The sequence below is a fragment of the Caballeronia sp. LZ001 genome, assembly GCF_031450875.1.
Lineage (GTDB): Bacteria > Pseudomonadota > Gammaproteobacteria > Burkholderiales > Burkholderiaceae > Caballeronia.
This window is the reverse complement of record NZ_JARTVX010000006.1, coordinates 164,229-181,735: the sequence shown is the minus strand read 5'-3', so window position 1 is coordinate 181,735 and position 17,507 is coordinate 164,229. Positions and strand designations below refer to the sequence as shown.

Annotated in this window: 13 protein-coding genes and 3 pseudogenes; 5 read left to right on the top strand and 11 right to left on the bottom strand. The window is 58.5% G+C overall.

Annotation, left to right across the window (positions count from 1 at the left end):
* Positions 1-332: 332 nt before the first annotated feature.
* The 5 genes and pseudogenes from P9292_RS41490 to P9292_RS41470 form a co-directional block, all read right to left on the bottom strand.
* Positions 333-1,468 (bottom strand): annotated as a pseudogene (locus tag P9292_RS41490) (IS3 family transposase); the annotation flags it as partial.
* A 476-nt stretch (positions 1,469-1,944) separates the two neighbouring features.
* Complete coding sequence (locus P9292_RS41485) at positions 1,945-2,457, bottom strand: YsnF/AvaK domain-containing protein (RefSeq protein ID WP_309965820.1); 513 nt, start codon at positions 2,455-2,457, stop codon at positions 1,945-1,947.
* Positions 2,399-2,806: a hypothetical protein gene (locus P9292_RS41480; RefSeq protein ID WP_309965817.1), complete on the bottom strand. Its 408-nt coding sequence runs from the start codon at positions 2,804-2,806 to the stop codon at positions 2,399-2,401. The genes P9292_RS41485 and P9292_RS41480 overlap by 59 nt, the downstream gene beginning before the upstream one ends.
* Positions 2,807-2,890: 84 nt before the next feature.
* On the bottom strand, positions 2,891-3,340 hold the full coding sequence (locus tag P9292_RS41475) for a YsnF/AvaK domain-containing protein (RefSeq protein ID WP_309965814.1): 450 nt from the start codon (positions 3,338-3,340) through the stop codon (positions 2,891-2,893).
* Positions 3,341-3,351: 11 nt separating this feature from the next.
* Entirely contained in the window at positions 3,352-4,068 is a 717-nt protein-coding gene (locus P9292_RS41470; protein ID WP_309965811.1) for a YrzE family protein, read from the bottom strand.
* Between the two features lie 308 nt (positions 4,069-4,376).
* Between P9292_RS41470 and P9292_RS41465 the strand changes: the two genes are divergently transcribed.
* Entirely contained in the window at positions 4,377-4,928 is a 552-nt protein-coding gene (locus P9292_RS41465) for a DUF1003 domain-containing protein (RefSeq protein WP_309965808.1), read from the top strand.
* Positions 4,929-4,955: 27 nt separating this feature from the next.
* Here the strand turns inward: P9292_RS41465 and P9292_RS41460 are convergent, their stop codons facing one another.
* The 3 genes from P9292_RS41460 to P9292_RS41450 form a co-directional block, all read right to left on the bottom strand.
* Positions 4,956-5,390 (bottom strand): response regulator, encoded by a 435-nt coding sequence (locus tag P9292_RS41460; protein ID WP_309965805.1) that lies wholly within the window; start codon positions 5,388-5,390, stop codon positions 4,956-4,958.
* A 246-nt stretch (positions 5,391-5,636) separates the two neighbouring features.
* Positions 5,637-5,930, bottom strand: a complete 294-nt coding sequence (locus tag P9292_RS41455) for a DUF6723 family protein (RefSeq protein ID WP_309965803.1) — start codon at positions 5,928-5,930, stop codon at positions 5,637-5,639.
* A gap of 344 nt (positions 5,931-6,274) precedes the next feature.
* The gene (locus P9292_RS41450; RefSeq protein ID WP_309965799.1) at positions 6,275-6,715 is read right to left on the bottom strand and encodes a response regulator; all 441 of its coding nucleotides are present in this window, start codon (positions 6,713-6,715) and stop codon (positions 6,275-6,277) included.
* A 152-nt stretch (positions 6,716-6,867) separates the two neighbouring features.
* Here P9292_RS41450 and P9292_RS41445 point away from each other — a divergent pair.
* From P9292_RS41445 to P9292_RS41435, 3 genes and pseudogenes are all read left to right on the top strand, one after another.
* Positions 6,868-8,003, top strand: a pseudogene (locus P9292_RS41445) (IS3 family transposase); the annotation flags it as partial.
* Positions 8,004-8,287: 284 nt separating this feature from the next.
* Positions 8,288-8,569: pseudogene (locus tag P9292_RS41440) on the top strand (transposase); the annotation flags it as partial.
* Between the two features lie 365 nt (positions 8,570-8,934).
* Positions 8,935-9,384: a response regulator gene (locus P9292_RS41435; RefSeq protein ID WP_309965796.1), complete on the top strand. Its 450-nt coding sequence runs from the start codon at positions 8,935-8,937 to the stop codon at positions 9,382-9,384.
* A 555-nt stretch (positions 9,385-9,939) separates the two neighbouring features.
* Here P9292_RS41435 and istB read toward each other — a convergent pair.
* Both istB and istA read right to left on the bottom strand, forming a co-directional pair.
* Positions 9,940-10,728: an IS21-like element helper ATPase IstB gene (istB, locus tag P9292_RS41430; RefSeq protein ID WP_309962218.1), complete on the bottom strand. Its 789-nt coding sequence runs from the start codon at positions 10,726-10,728 to the stop codon at positions 9,940-9,942.
* A gap of 2 nt (positions 10,729-10,730) precedes the next feature.
* Positions 10,731-12,257: an IS21 family transposase gene (gene istA / locus P9292_RS41425; RefSeq protein ID WP_309957873.1), complete on the bottom strand. Its 1,527-nt coding sequence runs from the start codon at positions 12,255-12,257 to the stop codon at positions 10,731-10,733.
* A gap of 419 nt (positions 12,258-12,676) precedes the next feature.
* On the opposite strand from istA, the gene P9292_RS41420 reads away from it, so the two are divergent.
* A complete protein-coding gene (locus P9292_RS41420; RefSeq protein WP_309965792.1) occupies positions 12,677-12,967 on the top strand; it encodes a hypothetical protein in 291 nt (96 codons plus the stop codon).
* Positions 12,968-13,120: 153 nt separating this feature from the next.
* On the opposite strand, the gene P9292_RS41415 is transcribed toward P9292_RS41420, so the two are convergent.
* Complete coding sequence (locus P9292_RS41415; RefSeq protein ID WP_309965789.1) at positions 13,121-17,284, bottom strand: CheR family methyltransferase; 4,164 nt, start codon at positions 17,282-17,284, stop codon at positions 13,121-13,123.
* Positions 17,285-17,507 lie beyond the last annotated feature (223 nt).

Sequence of the window (17,507 nt, the reverse complement as noted above, 5' to 3'; positions counted from 1 at the left end):
AAAAAAGCCGCCCACACGGGGCGGCGCAAAAAGTATGAATTTCCGAGAACAATCATACCTCTGAGAGAACTCGCAGCTTATCGGGCAATACTTAGACAAGACTTAGCAGAATGCCCTGCCCCGGTTTCGGCACCTGTTGCGAACGACATTCTGAGATTGACCCGCTCTGACGGACGGATTTGCAGTCAAGGGTTCAACGTTATCTAGCCTCCGTTGAGTGTTGAATCGCGAGTTGTCCACGGACGGGCAGCGGGTCGCTTTTCACGACCACGACGCTGCCCGTCGGTGGGCAACTCGCAGGGTGATGCGGCTTTTGTCTTCGCGCTCAGGTTTTCGAATTCGAGCGGCGAACAATATCCGATGCTGCTATGCAGGCGGCGTACGTTGTACCAACCTTCCAAGAATGAGAAGATGCACCGCCGTGCTTGTTCGTGGGTCGCGAAGTGTTCGCGCAGCAGCAGTTCTGCCTCAAGCGTGCCAAAAAAGGATTCGCACATTGCGTTGTCGTAGGCGTCACCGGCTGTACCCGTCGACGGCTGTACACCCGCTTCGCGGCAGCGTCGCCCAAATGCAATTGACGTGTATTGGGATCCCTGGTCGGTATGCAGGATGACGCCCTCGTGGCGCCGCTGCTGGAGCGCCATGTCGAGCGCGCGTAACATAAGTTCAGTGTACAAGTGGTTCGACATCGCCCAGCCGACAATGCGCCGACTGAATACATCGAGCACCACGGCCAGATATAGAAAGCCTTCCGCCGTCGGAATGTAGGTGGCATCTGCGACCCACAGTATGTTCGGCCCTCCAGCATTGAAGTGCCGGCGCACCAAATCCGGCGCGCGCCGTGCTCCCGCACGCTGACGCGTCGTATGTGGCCAGCGCCGTCGGCTTGCTCCCCTTAGGTCCGCAATGCGCATTAGGCGTGCGACTCGCTTGCGTCCCACGTGCACACCTTCGCGCGCGAGTTGCACATGGATGCGCGGCGCCCCATACGTACCGTGCGAACTCGCATGCAGCGTACGAATGCGTGCGAGTAATTGAGCATCGCTACGTGATTGCCTAGACGGCTCACGCACCAGCCACGCGTAGTAACCGCTGGTCGAGACTCCCAACAGCCGCGCCATCGTGGCAATGGGCCAACGGGCCCGGTTCGCTCTCATGAATCCGTATCCTTCGAAGATACGGCTCCTGTCTCGCGGGCGAACCAGGCCGCGGCGTGAGAGAGAATGTCGCGCTCCGTTTTTAGTTGCCGATTCTCGCGGCGCAAACGGGTGAGTTCCTGGCGCTCAGCGGTGGTTAAACCCTCCTGACGCACACCGGCGTCAATATCCGCTTGCGCGACCCAGTTAATTATCGTCTGTACGCTAGGCTCGAACTCTCGCGCCAGCTCCTCAGGTGTTCGCCCGGCCTTCACCAGGTCAACGATACGAGCCCGGAACTCCGCCGGGTACGGTGCTCGATGCCTACCCATTTTTAGCACCTCCTTATACAAAGAATAGGTGTCCGTTTTCCCGGGTCAATCTCAGATATCGCGGCAGTTAAGGAGTCGATGAAGTGAGCGCAAACGCTGCTAATACCTCCCAACAGACGGTCCTCGCCCGAATGGCCGCGACCCGAGCTGAATTGATCGCGGCCAACCATTTCAACTCGTCGATTGCCGAAGCCCGGCGCGGCGTGCGCCCCCGTCCAGCTCAACACGGACCGGTGATTCTTCAGTCGCCTTATGCGCAGCTGATTTCCGTGGTGTTGGTCGCAACCGTTGTCCTAGGGCCCAAGCACGTGATGAGAACGGTGTTCGGCCAAATACTCACTCCTTGGATGACATACTCGTTAAGGAACATGTTCCGTCGTTAAGACGGAACATGTGTCGCTAGGTGTGCGCCCGCGAGAATTGAGTGGTCGGCCGACTGCCTGTGCGGGACGAAGCAAGCTGGCCGATTCAAAGAGTTAAAGCGGTGTTTTCTTGATATCAGGGGTAGTCGTCGACGCGCCTTCGAGGCCCGCGGTTCGTTCGACCTCTACCTCAGTACCACGCACCGTGTCGTTGACGGTCTCTGTTCGATTTGATGCCTCTTTACCGACGACCACTTCCTCGACCACGCGCGCTGTCTTCGCAACGACCGGCTGTTCCGCTGTTTCCTTGATCTCGACAAACCCTTCCTTCAAGTCTGCCGCAGTCGCAGGCCGATCGACCGCCCGCCGTTCAATGCTTGCGTGCTCTTCGTGAAGCGATACCGACTCACTGACTGGCGTCTCCGTCAGCCGTGAGTACGCTCGTACACCGCCCGTCTGGACGACACGCTTGCCGACTTCCAACGACTCCTGGACAACCGGAAACGCCTGTCGTTCGGCCGCGACCTGGTCAGCGGTGTAGGCAGGAGCGCTCCGATCGTAGCCGGTATCAGCCGGCACCGCGCCACTGAGCAACTCGCGAATCAATATCAACAGCGCCTGCCGCATACAGTGCGTCGCGTACACGCTCGCTTGCGGATTCATCCTGCACGTCCACCGACAAGAGCGCGCCGCCGCGACGAACCGCTTCTTGATAGTGGCCGACTTCCTCGGGACGATCGTCGTCGCCAAACAGGTTTTTGAAGAAGTGTTCGATGCGTCCCATCGCCCCTTCGTGCTGCTCGCCGGTAGCGCCCGTCGTCACATCGCGCGTGGCCGTCTCGGTACCAAGAGTAGAACCGGCATCGTTCGCGTGCACGCTCATGTCGGAACGGGCGACGCCTTCTGCTTCGAGGCGAGTCTGTGCAGCCTCGGCATCTTGAAAACTATCGAATATCCCAATGATGGTTTGAGTCATAGCAGCATCTCCATAGAAAGGCCTACGCTAAGCCGGGGAATGTTGCGCGTGCGCTGGTTCCGCAACCGCTGTTCCTGGTTACGGTCAATCCACGGTCGGGTCGCGTCTCCACTCGCCATTCGCACCTTCGCGCCGTTCCACGATCAGCTCCTCGGTGTTGACGAGCACTTGATGCACCACGTCCTTCTGCGTCTCGGTGGTCTTAATCCGTACCTCTTCCTTCAAGGTCAACTGCATCCTAACGACAGGCACGTATTCGTAGACAGGAATGATCAGGGTGTCACCTTCCTGCCGTGGTTCGCTGCGCTCGTCGACCGCACGATTGACTGCGACGCGGCTGACTTCGACCTGTTCGCTCCTCAGCCGCATGGGGACGGGTTGCATCTCCTCATGCACGACCTTACGCACGCGCACTGCGCCGGTTTCTGTTTTCCTGACGTCCACCGCAAGTTCCTCCTGCACAGCAGCGAGGCGAACCTCGTCAGACACGACAGCAGGTGGCGGCGGAGCGTTTGGAGGCATTTTTGAGTTCATTGAAAGTTCCATCAAGTGCGACGGCCCGCTTGAACCGTGCGAGCGCGTGCGGGGGCTACATCGCGATCGACTGCCGATCCGCCGCCTTCTTCAAACGGAGGCTGGTGACGGAAGCCGGTCGCGCCCGAAACGATCGCGATGATCGCGCCCACGATCAGAGCGGCAAATGAGAACCAGCTCGCTCGGGCAACGCCTCGCGCGGCGGCGTCCGCTACCGCACGCGCATTCTGCTCGGCGTCCGGGTCGGATGCCGCCGACGCAGCCGACGCTACTGCCGCCTGGACTTGTTGTTTGGCCGAGTCGACCATTTGGTTACTGCTGCCGGCCTGATTTGCAGCTGTCGCACCGACTTGGGCGCTTGTCGCGGCAACACTGCCCGCCGTACTAACTGCTCCAGAGATGAGCGAAGTCATGCCATAGACAACCAGGAGCGTCATGACTGCCCATGAAAGCAGGCCATGCAGCCAGCCAAGTACTGGTGCGCAGCGCCCCGCGTAATAGGAACCGACGAAAACCGCAATGACGGTGGTGACGATAACCCACACCCCAGAGCCAAATCCAAACCCTTGCAACGCATCGGGCTTCGACATCGGCGAAAGGAGCGAGGCACCGATCGCCGTGCCTAGGACGCTCATGATCAAATACACGATCATTGAAAGGATAACGCCCGCGATGACGGCCCCCCAAGACAAGCGTGGCAGTCCATCGCTGGTTGTAAGCAGTTTCATAATTTCCTCCTGATGTTTGTTTAATTTTGTCCAAGCCTATAGTGGCCGCAAACGCCGTGCCGTGCGTCGAACCGAAGGCATTCAAAATGCGGTAAATCATGGATGGAGGTTGCCGCGAACAACGGAACCCTCGACATGAATCGAGAGCAATCGCGATCTCACATAGCGGATGAACGCCGCCTTCAGCTTCGCGGGCGTTTGTTGATGTCGATGCAGGGGCAACACGTTGTCCCGGCCATTGCGTTATGTTGGAGGTGAAGGATTTCCCTCCTCACTTGGACACTTTCAACCGAGACTGCAACGCTGACATGACACCAGATCCACGGGCCGACAACAGCACCGCCACGAGCATTTCTGAAGCGATTCACAAAAATCTGGAGAAGGTGTCGCAGTTTGCGCAGCGCGAGGATGCAAAGCGCACCGTGCTCCAAAGAGTGATTGAGCGAGTCAGCGTGTTCTTTGGCGAACCACGGTTCCTACTGACTTTCCTATGCGCGAGCGTGGCATGGATTGTCAGTGACGTCTTGTTGCATCACCTAGGCTATCGCTACTTCGACGAACCACCGTTTTCTCTGTTGCAAGGCATTGTCACTTTCATCGGCGTCCTAATTACAATGGCGGTGCTGATTCGGCAAAATCGCTTAGCCCGCGTAGAGGAAGACCGCGCGCACCTTGAACTCCAGATTAATCTGCTGGCCGAGCAGAAAACCACAAAAATCATCATGTTGCTTGAGGAGCTTCGACGGGATCTTCCTCACGTGCCTGATCGGCACGACCAACATGCGGAAACGCTACAGGCGGCGACCAATCCAGATGCCGTTCTTGAAGCAATTGAGCAACGAAAGGAGCAGCGCGAATAGCTTGTTTTGTCGATGGAGAGGTCCTCCTCATGTGCTCGGCGCCATTACCCCAAGAAGAGCAATCAAAGCGTCCAGTGCGTTTCCTTTTCGACAATAGGCGTCGATGCCTGCCGGTATGCCTTGCAAGAGCACAGCGTCTTCGGGTAGCGAGGTGTGAGCGACAATCGGTGTGTCGGCACATTGGCTCAGCTTGCGAAGCTCCTTGGCCACGCCGAAGCCGCTCATGAAAGGCATTTCGATGTCGAGCAGCACCACGTTCGGGGGCCATCTCTTGACTATTTCGAAGCAATGAACGCAGTCGGTTATTTTCACCTCGAAGCCTTCGACCTCGAGTACTGCAGCAAGCGCTTGGGCGATTCGTTCGTCGTCGTCGATGACCAGAGCGCAGACAGGCCTGTTCAATGACTTAAAGATGCGCGTGCTCCAGACGCGGGAGGATGGCAAAAGTGCGGCGCTTGACATGTGGTTTCCTGGAGGCAAGACCTTTCACACCCTCAGCAACGACGGTGCCAAAGACTGCGATTGGCAGCCTGAATGAGCCGACATCGGAAACGACGGTCGTGCGGACAGCTGTTTGCCGTTTCGCTTCTTCCACTCACGGCCGCCCCACGGCCCTGCTCTATTCCGATCCCGACACGGACGGCAGTGGAGGTAGCGGGTTACCGGAACAGGCAGCATTATTCGATCGTGCACGGACAGGCTCGAATACTAAAGCTCGGGCCTCAGCAGGTCGCCATCGATGATTGCGAGCCCTTGTCGTTTCGCTGCGTCTACCGCCTCGAGCTTGCTACCGAAGGGCCCAATCTCTGCGGCGCCTTCAAACGGATAAAGCAGTCGACCATCGGTTGTTCGCACGACCGCCAAAGTTCCGTAGAATCCTCCAGACGGTGATCCGCGGTAGGCAGCGTAGACCTCGAAGTCGCTTTCGCTGGTGCCCGCAACAGGAGGCACGACTTTCCTCGGCAAGCGAGTCGTTCTCGGACGCCGTTGCGTTGCATTCATAGCACCTCCCGGGTGAGGAGTCCGACGACACGAGTGCAATCCATGGTCCTCAACAACACCATAGTTGCATGTAGGTGCCTTACTAACGCCAAGTTTGACTAATGGACCTCGGAAGACCCTCGCGAATGCAACGTCAACGACTCGCCTTTCGCAAACCCAGCCACAGTAAACGATTTCGGCGATGAACAAGAAATTGGCCAGTTCTAAGGAGGGGACGAGATATCAGTGTCACGCAATCACCCGATCGTCGACACAAAACGCGGAAAGCTGATTCGCTGCCTCAGGATCCACGCTGCCGAGACCCTTGACCTACCCTTGGGACGTTTCAACCGCTCAGTGCTTGTTCAAGTAGACTCCCGCACGAAATACCGCACTAGCGGAACAAGCCGCTCGGCGTCAGTGGGCTTCGCACAGAACGCATCGAACGCCGCGCTTTTTGCGCGTTCACGGTCCGCGCTCTCTGCGGCGGCTGAATGTGCGATTAAAATCGTGTCGGCAAGGTGCGCTGACTTCCGGATTTGTTGGGAGACATCCAGCCCGCTTATGTCCGGCATCCAGATATCTAGCAACGCGACGTCGGGCTGCCAGTCGCGCGCTTTTCGAAGCGCTGACTCCCCTCCGTAGGCGACGCTCGTGTCGATATCAAACAGGCTCAGCACGCAACAAATAGCATCAGCTGTATCCCGAAAATCGTCAACCACGAGCACGCGAGGCATCGCGACGCCCCGCCTTTTGCGCATCGTCCAGATTTCACATCGAGGCGATAGTTCTGCATCCCACTTCATACGCTCTCCGATTGTTCGACCCGACAACGGTCTGCGGCCACAAGCGACGTTTCGTCGAGTTGATGATGGCTGCGCTCCGACTTCGCGCTCTCGATAATTGAGATTGACCCGGGAAAACGGACACCTATTCTTTGTATAAGGAGGTGCTAAAAATGGGTAGGCATCGAGCACCGTACCCGGCGGAGTTCCGGGCTCGTATCGTTGACCTGGTGAAGGCCGGGCGAACACCTGAGGAGCTGGCGCGAGAGTTCGAGCCTAGCGTACAGACGATAATTAACTGGGTCGCGCAAGCGGATATTGACGCCGGTGTGCGTCAGGAGGGTTTAACCACCGCTGAGCGCCAGGAACTCACCCGTTTGCGCCGCGAGAATCGGCAACTAAAAACGGAGCGCGACATTCTCTCTCACGCCGCGGCCTGGTTCGCCCGCGAGACAGGAGCCGTATCTTCGAAGGATACGGATTCATGAGAGCGAACCGGGCCCGTTGGCCCATTGCCACGATGGCGCGGCTGTTGGGAGTCTCGACCAGCGGTTACTACGCGTGGCTGGTGCGTGAGCCGTCTAGGCAATCACGTAGCGATGCTCAATTACTCGCACGCATTCGTACGCTGCATGCGAGTTCGCACGGTACGTATGGGGCGCCGCGCATCCATGTGCAACTCGCGCGCGAAGGTGTGCACGTGGGACGCAAGCGAGTCGCACGCCTAATGCGCATTGCGGACCTAAGGGGAGCAAGCCGACGGCGCTGGCCACATACGACGCGTCAGCGTGCGGGAGCACGGCGCGCGCCGGATTTGGTGCGCCGGCACTTCAATGCTGGAGGGCCGAACATACTGTGGGTCGCAGATGCCACCTACATTCCGACGGCGGAAGGCTTTCTATATCTGGCCGTGGTGCTCGATGTATTCAGTCGGCGCATTGTCGGCTGGGCGATGTCGAACCACTTGTACACTGAACTTATGTTACGCGCGCTCGACATGGCGCTCCAGCAGCGGCGCCACGAGGGCGTCATCCTGCATACCGACCAGGGATCCCAATACACGTCAATTGCATTTGGGCGACGCTGCCGCGAAGCGGGTGTACAGCCGTCGACGGGTACAGCCGGTGACGCCTACGACAACGCAATGTGCGAATCCTTTTTTGGCACGCTTGAGGCAGAACTGCTGCTGCGCGAACACTTCGCGACCCACGAACAAGCACGGCGGTGCATCTTCTCATTCTTGGAAGGTTGGTACAACGTACGCCGCCTGCATAGCAGCATCGGATATTGTTCGCCGCTCGAATTCGAAAACCTGAGCGCGAAGACAAAAGCCGCATCACCCTGCGAGTTGCCCACCGACGGGCAGCGTCGTGGTCGTGAAAAGCGACCCGCTGCCCGTCCGTGGACAACTCGCGATTCAACACTCAACGGAGGCTAGATAACGTTGAACCCTTGACTGCAAATCCGTCCGTCAGAGCGGGTCAATCTCAAATGAATTGTACGAGCACTTCTATAAGAAGCCCTAAAAAAAGCGCGAACAGGCTACTTACTCTCGATGAACACCCTAACCTTCCATTGTATCGACGACGAAAAATGGCTAAGCCGATCCTCTACGACGAACCGTGGGCACTCATTGAACGGCTGCTGCCCCTCCCAAACCGCGACAAATCCGTTATCCGGGACGCAAGCCGCTTGATAATTGAGCGGTGCTCACAGGCATCCTCCTCGTCTTACAGACGGGCCTGCGTGGGACCAATGCCTCGCGAGGTGGGCGACGGCAGTGGCATGAGTTCCTGAAGTCGTTCGCGTGACCGGCAGGCCGCCGGCGCATGGGAGGAGTTGCACGAGGCGCTGCTTGCGCGATTGCGTGTAGCCGACTTAGACCAACTCGACGGCGTAATCTCATCCCCATATTGTGGATCGAAGCCAGCGGACTGGGCACGTAGGCTGACGTGTTGATCCGTTGATCCTCGTCAATGACGACGGCGAGAATGAGCCCCTCTTTGCGCTGGACAACGATGTGCCCTCTGCAAACGCCAGACGGGAACTAGTGGCTGGGAGAAGGCTTTCGCAGCGAGTTTGCATAGGGTCTTCAGCACCCGCCGCGCCCTAAGATTGATGCTCACGATCAGAGCGCTTCGCCCGATGTGTTAAGTAGCCGTTGGTCTGGGGACGTCGGCCCATCTAAAATAGCGGAGCGACGACCGAGACTTTCTTGGCCGCAAAACAGGGTGCCGGAGATGGACAGGAAAGTGGAAGCTAAAGTGCGGACCGTGCTTGTCGTTGATAGCAGCGCGTCAGATCGCGAGTTGACGACGGCAGCGCTTGCGAAAAGCGAGCGGCGCCTTAAGATGATCGCGGTGGAAGATGGTCAGCAAGCGCTCGATTTCCTGACGTGCAGAGGAGCTTGGAAGGACAGGCTGCCGATTTCGCCTGCGTTCGTTCTTCTAGATGTCAAAATGCCGCGCTCCGATGGCTTTGACGTCCTGCGCCGAATACGGCAAGCTCCCGAACTTTCGAGGGTCCCAGTAGTGATGCTCACGTCGTCCAACGGGCACGAAGACGTGCGTCGGGCTTACGAACTAGGAGCGAACGCTTACATCATTAAGCCACTTGTTGTTTCCGAGTACTTCAACGCGATTCACAACGTTGCAAGCGTTTGGGGAGCATTGAACCACTCGCCGCGGTAGCGGTACAGCGCACCGTGAGGAGGTGTTTTGGAACGCCCAATTAAGCGCTTAAAAGACCTGAGTTGCGACAATCGCTTCGTTATGACTCGCGCCTTCCGAATGGCGTCATTTTCGGCACCTACAACGTGTGGAATTTTGGCTGCAGCACGGCTCACGTTCGTTACCTAACAGTATGACTTCGGCACATTAGAGCAGACTGATTATCTTGTCTCGCAAGGGCACGTTCCTTCAGCCCGCTCTAACGAGCGGGCTTTTTTTAGTGGTACGTACGTTCGCGTATTGTTTCAACTTTGATCGAGCGATCCCGCTGCCCCACTGCGGTTGAAGCCGAGGCAAATTGTCTTTGGCTTTCAGTAAGCGGTAGCCTAAGATTGACAGGTGTCCTAGGTCTAGGCACATGTCACGATAGCAACGGTGTCGGCCCGCTTTGGCGGGCCGACCGCCTCTCTTGGCGATCACGAAATCACGTGCTGTTGCTTTTCGCCGTAAAGGGGCCGGGTGTTTTCGGCGCAATGGCGCCAGCGAAAGGCGCCTGATTCGGGGCTCGAACGGGGATCAAGAATCCTTGTTTTTACCTCCTTTCGCAAGTGCTGATTTGTTGCTCTCGGGCATCGGGCGTGGAACACGGTAGCTCTCGCCGTCGAGCACGACGCGGTATGCCGCGTGTCGCAAGCGATCAAGCGTTGCAGCGCCGAGCATTTTGTTGGTCGCGAACGCGTCGCCCCATTCCGTAAAATCCAAATTACTTGTTAAGACAGTCGATGTACGCTCGTACCTCTCGGCAATCAGATGGTGGAAGTCTTCGTCTTCGGGCGTGCGCATGGGTTTCAGTCCAAAGTCGTCAATGATGAGCAACGGCACCTTGGCAAGCGCCTGGAATCGCCGTTCGTAGGAGCCCACGGCTTGCGCGTTGCGTAGCGTGCTGAGAAGCCGAGTCTGAGTCATGAACAGGACATCGTGACCTTGCCGGGCGGCGGAGTGGCCCAGTGCCTGCGCCAGATGGCTTTTGCCTGTTCCGCAAGGACCGGCGATCAGCACGCTGACCTTCTCATCGATGAAGCGACAGGTCGCGAGATCATGGACGACGGCGCGATTAAGATTGGGTAGCCGGTCGAAGTCGAAACCTTCCAGTGTCTTCTGTCCACGGAAGTTCGCGCGGCGCATGCGGGCGTCGAGCTTTCGATGATCGCGCCGTGCGATCTCGTCCTGGATAAGCAACGTCAGGAAATCGGTATAGGCGAGCTTACGGTCGATGGCTTCACGGTTGCGTGCTTCGAGCGTGTCGAGGATGCCGGACAGTCGCAATTGCTTAAGAGAAGACGTGAGTTCGGGAATTGGATTCATGTTCAATGGATCAGGAGAGTCTGGGTATCGCGGCAGAAGCGGCCGCCGTGGGTGTAGGTGGTCGAGCCTGACTCAACAGGTTCAATCGACAGCCAGGTCTGATCGAGGCCTTTCTGCAAGATCAGCTTGACGGCTTTGTAGCTCGGCGTGCCGAAGTGATTCGCGCGACGGCAGGCCGCCTCCAGGCGCGATGCGCCGAACTGCTGAGCGAAGCGCAGCACGCCCTGGACGGCGCGCAGCTTGATGAGAACCTGATCGCCGAAGAGCGTGTGAACAAGCGCGTAGCATGACGGCCCGATACGTTGTGCTTCTCTCAGACACCATTGGGTGTCGTGCATTTGCCAGGCCTGTGCTGCTGGCGGCATGTGATCGGCCACAGTGATACGCGTTCCTGGCGTAGTCTGGCGGACATGCGATGCCGACAGTTCGTGCTCGTAGTAGAGCTGCACCATGGTGGCGGTCGCCTTGAGCCACAGATCTTTACCGGCAAGCCGGAACGGCACAGAATAGTAGGCGCGCTCGAATTGCACATGGGCGTCGCGATGAACCTTCACGCGCGCCCAGGTTGCCAGCTCGGGCGGCACATCGGGAAGCGGCTGCAACAGCGCCTGTTCGACATCCTCGAAACGCTTGAGCGGCACTTCGCGCGTCGTGCCATGCGTCCGGGTGCTGGCCTCGTGCATCACCCAGGCTCGCGCTTGCCGGTTGGCGTCGTCAAGGTCACGGAATTCGCGAAGAGGAAGGAAACTCGACTTCACGTATTTGACGCCCGACTCGACAATTCCTTTTTTAGCCGGGTCCCTCGGCGGACACGGATCGACCTTGAACGAATACCCTTCGGCGCATTGCGCGTAAGCGCGCTGGACTTCGGGTTCGTAGATGCAGGCCTTGACGATGGCACACTTGGGGTTATCGATGATGACGCGGCCCACTACGCCATTGAACCACTCGAAGGCGTGACGGTGACATAGCAACCATGTGTCGACGCTCTGATCGCGGACAAACTCAACGTATTGATGCCGCGACCAGCACAACGTCATCACGAAGAACCACGTCTTGTGGACCTCGCCGGTGTGTGCATCGGTGATGGTCGGACCTGCGCCGAAATCAACTTGCGCGGCTTCTGCGGGTTTGAACTCAAGCCGCATCGGAACATCCGGCGTGAGCTCCGCCTTCAATTGCTGAAGTAGCCTGTAGACGGATGAGTAGCTTCCCGTGTAGCCGTGGTTGCGCACCAGCGCGCTGTGAATCGTCGTGCCGGGGACGCCCGCGTCGTGCCACTGGGCAATCTGTTCGCGCCACGGTTCGGCCGACGAGATACAGCTCGCGGGCAGGAACTCCTTGTGGCTGAACGCTGTAGCAAGCTGCGCGTCATCCGGCAGAGCGTTGTCCGGAGAAAGCCACCCGCGCTCGGTTGCGATCTCCCGCACGGCTGCCAGCTTCTTACGGCCCATGATCTTCGACCGGTCGATATCCCGGTCGGAGTCACCCTGGCGCATTCGCACCAGAACCTGTCGATATTGGTACATCTCGAACTTCCTCTTCAAGCCACCCTCCGGAGCAAATGCGTGCCGGCAGAGTAGCGGTTGGTGAAGTTCGAGCGCCCGACTCAGACGCCAGTGGCGCCTTTACGGCGAAAATCTACTGGCGCCTATATGCCGAAAAACTTGCGGCGCCCAAACGCCGAAAACTCCCTGGCGCCTTTATGCCGAAAACGGTTTGGCTCCTTAACGGCGAAAGTTCACACGTGCCAGTGGAAACAGTCCGCCACACCACGAAGTCGGTAGGTCGTGACCGTAGCTGACTGTTCTCTGGCAACATCCGGTGATCGCACTGCTCCGAGTTGAAGCAAGGGGTAAAGGCTATGTGGCCTCGCCTGGTGGGCCTGCGTCTCATGGCACGACGATTGTTGAAGCATTCACAACTCGCGTTCGTTGTGGAGGCCACTATGGAAGCATTATCACCGCAAGCCTTGCAGGTTGTCTCGGAACGCTGGAGCGTATTGCTCAATGTTTTGGACCGGCACCCTGGCCGATATCCGGAGCAGATCTATGGCGACGTCATCGCGCTCATTGCTCAAACGGAGCGCCTCCTCGACGCGGATTATTTTGAGAATGAAGTTTTGCTAATCGCGAATCGGCTAGCGCAGGAAGGTAATCTAAAAATGGCGCTCTTCCGACTCCACGAGATCATTGAAGCGCGCCGAGAAAGCTTGAGGCGAGACGCTCGCGTGCAATGAGCAAAGCGGCGTGCGCCACCGTAATCCGGTATGAAACCTGGCGCTTGCGTAGAGCTCGTGGAGCATTCGTCGGTACTGGTCAGTTACCGTTGATAGCCAGCTTAGCGTATTCGTCCGTAGGTGGACGTGACTATGGAGGCTTGGAGTATTGCGTCAAGCCTCTCCCAAGCTCATCCGCAGCCGCTCAAGCGACACGGGCTTCGAGATGTGTCCGTCAAAGCCCGCCGCTAAAGCCTCACGCACCGAGGCCTCGCCACTTTCGCCACTTACTGCAAACGCCCGAATACGCTTCGGAGTTTCTAGACTTCGCGCCCGCTTGATCAGTTCGTACCCGGACATCTCCGTCATGCGGATATCTGACAACAGCACGTCGTAGTCTCCGGCTTCGAGCATGGTCAGTGCTCTTTTGGGACTGCTTGTCGTGTCAACATCAGCTCCTTCGCCGCGAAGCAGTTCTGCGAATGCGGATAAGCTGTCGCCGTCGTCATCGACCAGCAGGATGCGATGATGCAAGGACGTGGAGGACCGCGAGTCGTCGGGTTGTCTAAGTCCGGCGGCGGACAACGGTAACCTGACGCGAAAGCTCGTGCCCAAGCCTTTACCGGCCGAGCTTGCCTCAATGCTTCCGCCGTGGGCCCGGACCAGCTCCCTGACGAGCGCCAATCCAATACCCAGTCCGATCCGGCGCGGACTGATCGGTTCTGCCGCTTCACCCTGGCTAAAAAGCTCAAAGACCTTAGGCAGGAAATCGGGCGAGATACCGATGCCTGTATCGCTGACTTCGAGCGTCGCGTCCCGCTTATCGGCGCCGACCGAAACACGGATGGTGCCGCCTGCGGGCGTGAACTTCACCGCGTTGCCGAGCAGATTCCAGATGATCTGCTCGATTCGTACCGCGTCACAGTCGCACACCACCGTGTCAGGCGCCTGCAACTGGAGCGTGATGTCCTTGCGTGCCACGTCCGGTGCCATGGCTTCGCTCAAGCGCCGGACAATCTCCACAACATCTATCGGTTGCCGATGCAGTCGTAGTTTTCCGGTCTGAACCCGGGAAAAATCAAGCAAGTCGTTGACGATTGTTTCTTGCGTCGATACCGCACGCATGATGGTCCCACCGAGCCGCTGAACGGCAGCAGAGTGCCTTGTTTCCGGCAAACGGATCAAGAGCTCGGCATTGACCTGTATGAGATTCAGTGGTTGCTTAAGCTCATGCGCCATCTCAGCCAGGAAGCGATCCTTCAAGTCCGAGCCAGCCTTCACCCGGGCGCTCGCGCGCCGCTCTTGCGTCATCTCTTCATTGTATTTCGACTCTCGGCGCTTCGCATTCGATACGTCCCGGGCAATCTTGACAAATCCTCCTCCGTTGCTGGTGTTCAAGGGTGTCATGACGCCGCTACAAAAGAAGCGCGTTCCATCCTTGCGAAGATGCCAGCGTTCATCTGCAGCGCGGCCCGCTCGCGCCGCAGCGCTGCGCTCTTGCTTGGGCGCGCCCTCCGCACGGTCCTCCGGGGTGAAGAGGACGTCGATCGACTGACCTATAATTTCGTCCGAACGATAGCCGAACATGACTGCAGCGCCTTCGTTCCAGGTCGTGATGACGCCGTGCAGGTCGGTGCTCAACACGGCAAAGTCTTTGCTTGACGCGATGGCATCCCGAAGGCGCTCTTCGGTGCGCTGAACGCGGCTTTCTGCCGCGCGCAGCTCGGTCACGTCGATGAAGGTCAAGACCGCTCCCCCGATCTTGTCCTGACTCGTGCGATACGGCTGAATGCGTGCAAGATAGTGCTCGTCGTCGACGCTCGTGACGCTGCGCTCGATGGGCACCAACTGCCTGAATGCAGCCGTTGCGTCTTCCACGATTTCGTCGTAACGAAGCCGGTTCGTCACATCCATGAGAGGCCGGCCGACATCCGACGGGATGAGAGAAAACAAGCGGCGCGCCTGCGGGGTGAAACGCTTCACGCGCATCCCAGAGTCAACAAAGACCGTCGCGATTTCCGACGCTTCCATCAAATTGCTCAGATCGTCGTTGTTGCGCCCGGCCTCGTCAACCTTCATGCGTAATTCGAAGTTGACCGTGGTCAACTCCTCGTTGGCGGACTGCAGCTCCTCCTTACTTGTCTCCAGCTCTTCCTTGGCCGACCGCAACTCTTCATTGATCGCCTGGAGCTCTTCGTTCGACGCTTTCAGTTCTTCGTTCGATACGGCTGAGCGATCAAGCGTGTCCTGCAGATGCGACTTCAATGCCCGGTTCTCATCTTCCAGGCGCTGGATGGCCGCTTCGTAGGTGGTGACATCACGGCCACTTGCCTCTGGCAGAGGTGCACTGGCCTCAGGCGGTTGGTCAAAGAGTACCAGCCAGTACGTCGACTCCTCGTCGGCCGACTTCACAGGGTCCACGGTAAGCGTCATGACGGGACCGGTGGCGCGGCCTTCTCGGTCACGTCGACTGAACACGGCCTTCACGCGCTGCTGGGAGGCACTCGCGCGATATAACGCGGCCCGCAGCTCCAGCCGAATGTCCGGTGCCACGTTGTTCAAAAGATTACGCGTGGGCACACCTGCACTGAAAACGATAAAGTCACTGGCGCCGGGCGAGACTCGTTCGATCTCGTAATCCGCGTTGATGAGCACACTCGGGGGCGACGCGGCGGCGAGCGCACGATCGTGCAGCGCCTCGAGCGGCTTGCCGCGACGCGTATCGAAGCTGCGGGTCACCGGTTTGCCTCGCGAACCAGACCGCGGATGGATTTCGGTGTCCATCAACCGCGATGGAATTGTAGCCCGGGTGTTCGCCTCAGCGTCACCGCGTAGTCGATAGATTCGGTGCTCCTTGCTGATCGTCTCGAACGCCGTGCTGATCCCGTCGATCGATTCCGCATTGCCGAGAAATAAATAGCCGCCCGGCTTCAATGCATAGGCGAACATGTCGAGAACCACCGCCTGTGCGGTACGATCAAGGTAGATCAGCAGATTGCGGCAACAGACCAGGTCGAGCCGCGAAAAAGGCGGGTCGCTTAACACGTTATGCTGGGCAAAGACGATCATCTGTCGCACGCTGGGGTGCACACGGTACCGATGATCTTCTTCCTTCTCGAAGTAAGCGAGCAAGCGCGATTCAGTCACGTCGGCCGAGATGTTCGCCGGGTAGACGCCGGCTCGGGCTACCTCAAGCGCCGCTTCATTGATGTCAGTTGCAAAAATCTGCACCCGCGGGGGCTGCGGCATCCGGTCCGCGTATTCCTGAATCAGGATTGCGACCGAGTAACTCTCCTCTCCCGATGCGCAAGCCGGTACCCAGATGCGCGCCTCTTCTCCCGCTGGGACGCCGTCCATCAAATGCGGAATGATGTCGTTTTGTAGAGCGGCAAAGGATTTAAGGTCGCGAAAGAAACTGGTCACGCTGATGAGGAGATCGGCCAGCAGCGGGACAAGCTCGCTCGAGTTGTTGTGCACAAAATCTCGGTACTCCGCGATACTGGCCAGTCGGTTCACCCGCATTCTGCGCTCGATGCGACGCTGCACCGTGGCGCGTTTGTAGTGTCGGAAGTCGTGCTTATTTCGATTCCGAAGTGTCGCCAGAATGTCCTGCAGCGCTTTTTCGTCGGACGTGTCGTCATCCACCTCGGCTTCAGCACCGGCGTCCGTCGCCAGCGCGGTATCCGAATCCGATGAACGGCCTCGGGGGGCCCTTGCGAGGTCGACCAACCGCCGGCCGATTTCCTCCGCGCTCAAGACCAGGTCGATCGCTCCTGTGTTAATGGCCGCTTGCGGCATCTCCCCGTACTCGGCGTCGTCCGGCTCCTGCGCAATCGTGAGCCCTCCTCGCTCCTTGATCGAAGCTAGCCCCAGTGAACCGTCTCGGCCCGTTCCAGACAGGACGATGCCGATCGCGCGTTCCTCATGCACTTCGCCTAGGGTTCGAAAGAAAAGATCGATGACGGATGAAGGCCTGTTGTTGCGGCTTGCCTCACCCGGCTGCACATGCCCGTCATCAGTGATCAGGTTGGTCGCAGGGGCAATCACGTATACATGCCCTGCTTCCAAGCGGGTCCTGACGCGGACCTGGCTCACGCTGAGTGGCGTCACGCGCTGCAATATCTCGGCCGCGCTGCTTTCATGGTCAGGCGAGAGGTGCAGCACCACGACGATCGCCACGGGAGCTTCAGCGCCCAGTGTTTCGAGCAACGCCATCGTGGCCTGCAAGCCACCGGCGGAACCTCCAATGCCTACGACCAACGGTCGTGACGAGGCATCGGGCAAAAGTGGGAGCGACCCCGCGCGGCCATCACCGGCATTTTGTTGATCTTGTTCCATGACTCACTCGGTCGGACGACTCGGTCGGCGACAGCAGTCTCAAGAACTCCGTAGCCGTCGACCCATCATAGCGTTGGTTTCAACGGTGCGACCGGTCGACCGGCTAGCTCGACTGCTCCGAGGCGGGTTCGGGAGAAATTAAAACAGGATGTTCGCAATTTTTTAAGATAATCAAGTCGGAGCGAGCTCAGGCCTTGTTTGCACTGTCCGATGGCTGGAAGGT

What these genes read in the sequence shown, in the direction of transcription:
- P9292_RS41475 (WP_309965814.1), bottom strand. Translation starts at nt 3,340, where the DNA reads ATGAACTCAAAAATGCCTCCAAACGCTCCGCCGCCACCTGCTGTCGTG.
- P9292_RS41455 (WP_309965803.1), bottom strand. Translation starts at nt 5,930, where the DNA reads ATGAATGCAACGCAACGGCGTCCGAGAACGACTCGCTTGCCGAGGAAA.
- P9292_RS41450 (WP_309965799.1), bottom strand. Translation starts at nt 6,715, where the DNA reads ATGAAGTGGGATGCAGAACTATCGCCTCGATGTGAAATCTGGACGATG.
- P9292_RS41460 (WP_309965805.1), bottom strand. Translation starts at nt 5,390, where the DNA reads ATGTCAAGCGCCGCACTTTTGCCATCCTCCCGCGTCTGGAGCACGCGC.
- P9292_RS41435 (WP_309965796.1), top strand. Translation starts at nt 8,935, where the DNA reads ATGGACAGGAAAGTGGAAGCTAAAGTGCGGACCGTGCTTGTCGTTGAT.
- P9292_RS41415 (WP_309965789.1), bottom strand. Translation starts at nt 17,284, where the DNA reads ATGGAACAAGATCAACAAAATGCCGGTGATGGCCGCGCGGGGTCGCTC.
- P9292_RS41465 (WP_309965808.1), top strand. Translation starts at nt 4,377, where the DNA reads ATGACACCAGATCCACGGGCCGACAACAGCACCGCCACGAGCATTTCT.
- istB (WP_309962218.1), bottom strand. Translation starts at nt 10,728, where the DNA reads ATGAATCCAATTCCCGAACTCACGTCTTCTCTTAAGCAATTGCGACTG.
- P9292_RS41485 (WP_309965820.1), bottom strand. Translation starts at nt 2,457, where the DNA reads ATGCGGCAGGCGCTGTTGATATTGATTCGCGAGTTGCTCAGTGGCGCG.
- P9292_RS41470 (WP_309965811.1), bottom strand. Translation starts at nt 4,068, where the DNA reads ATGAAACTGCTTACAACCAGCGATGGACTGCCACGCTTGTCTTGGGGG.
- P9292_RS41420 (WP_309965792.1), top strand. Translation starts at nt 12,677, where the DNA reads ATGGAAGCATTATCACCGCAAGCCTTGCAGGTTGTCTCGGAACGCTGG.
- istA (WP_309957873.1), bottom strand. Translation starts at nt 12,257, where the DNA reads ATGTACCAATATCGACAGGTTCTGGTGCGAATGCGCCAGGGTGACTCC.
- P9292_RS41480 (WP_309965817.1), bottom strand. Translation starts at nt 2,806, where the DNA reads ATGACTCAAACCATCATTGGGATATTCGATAGTTTTCAAGATGCCGAG.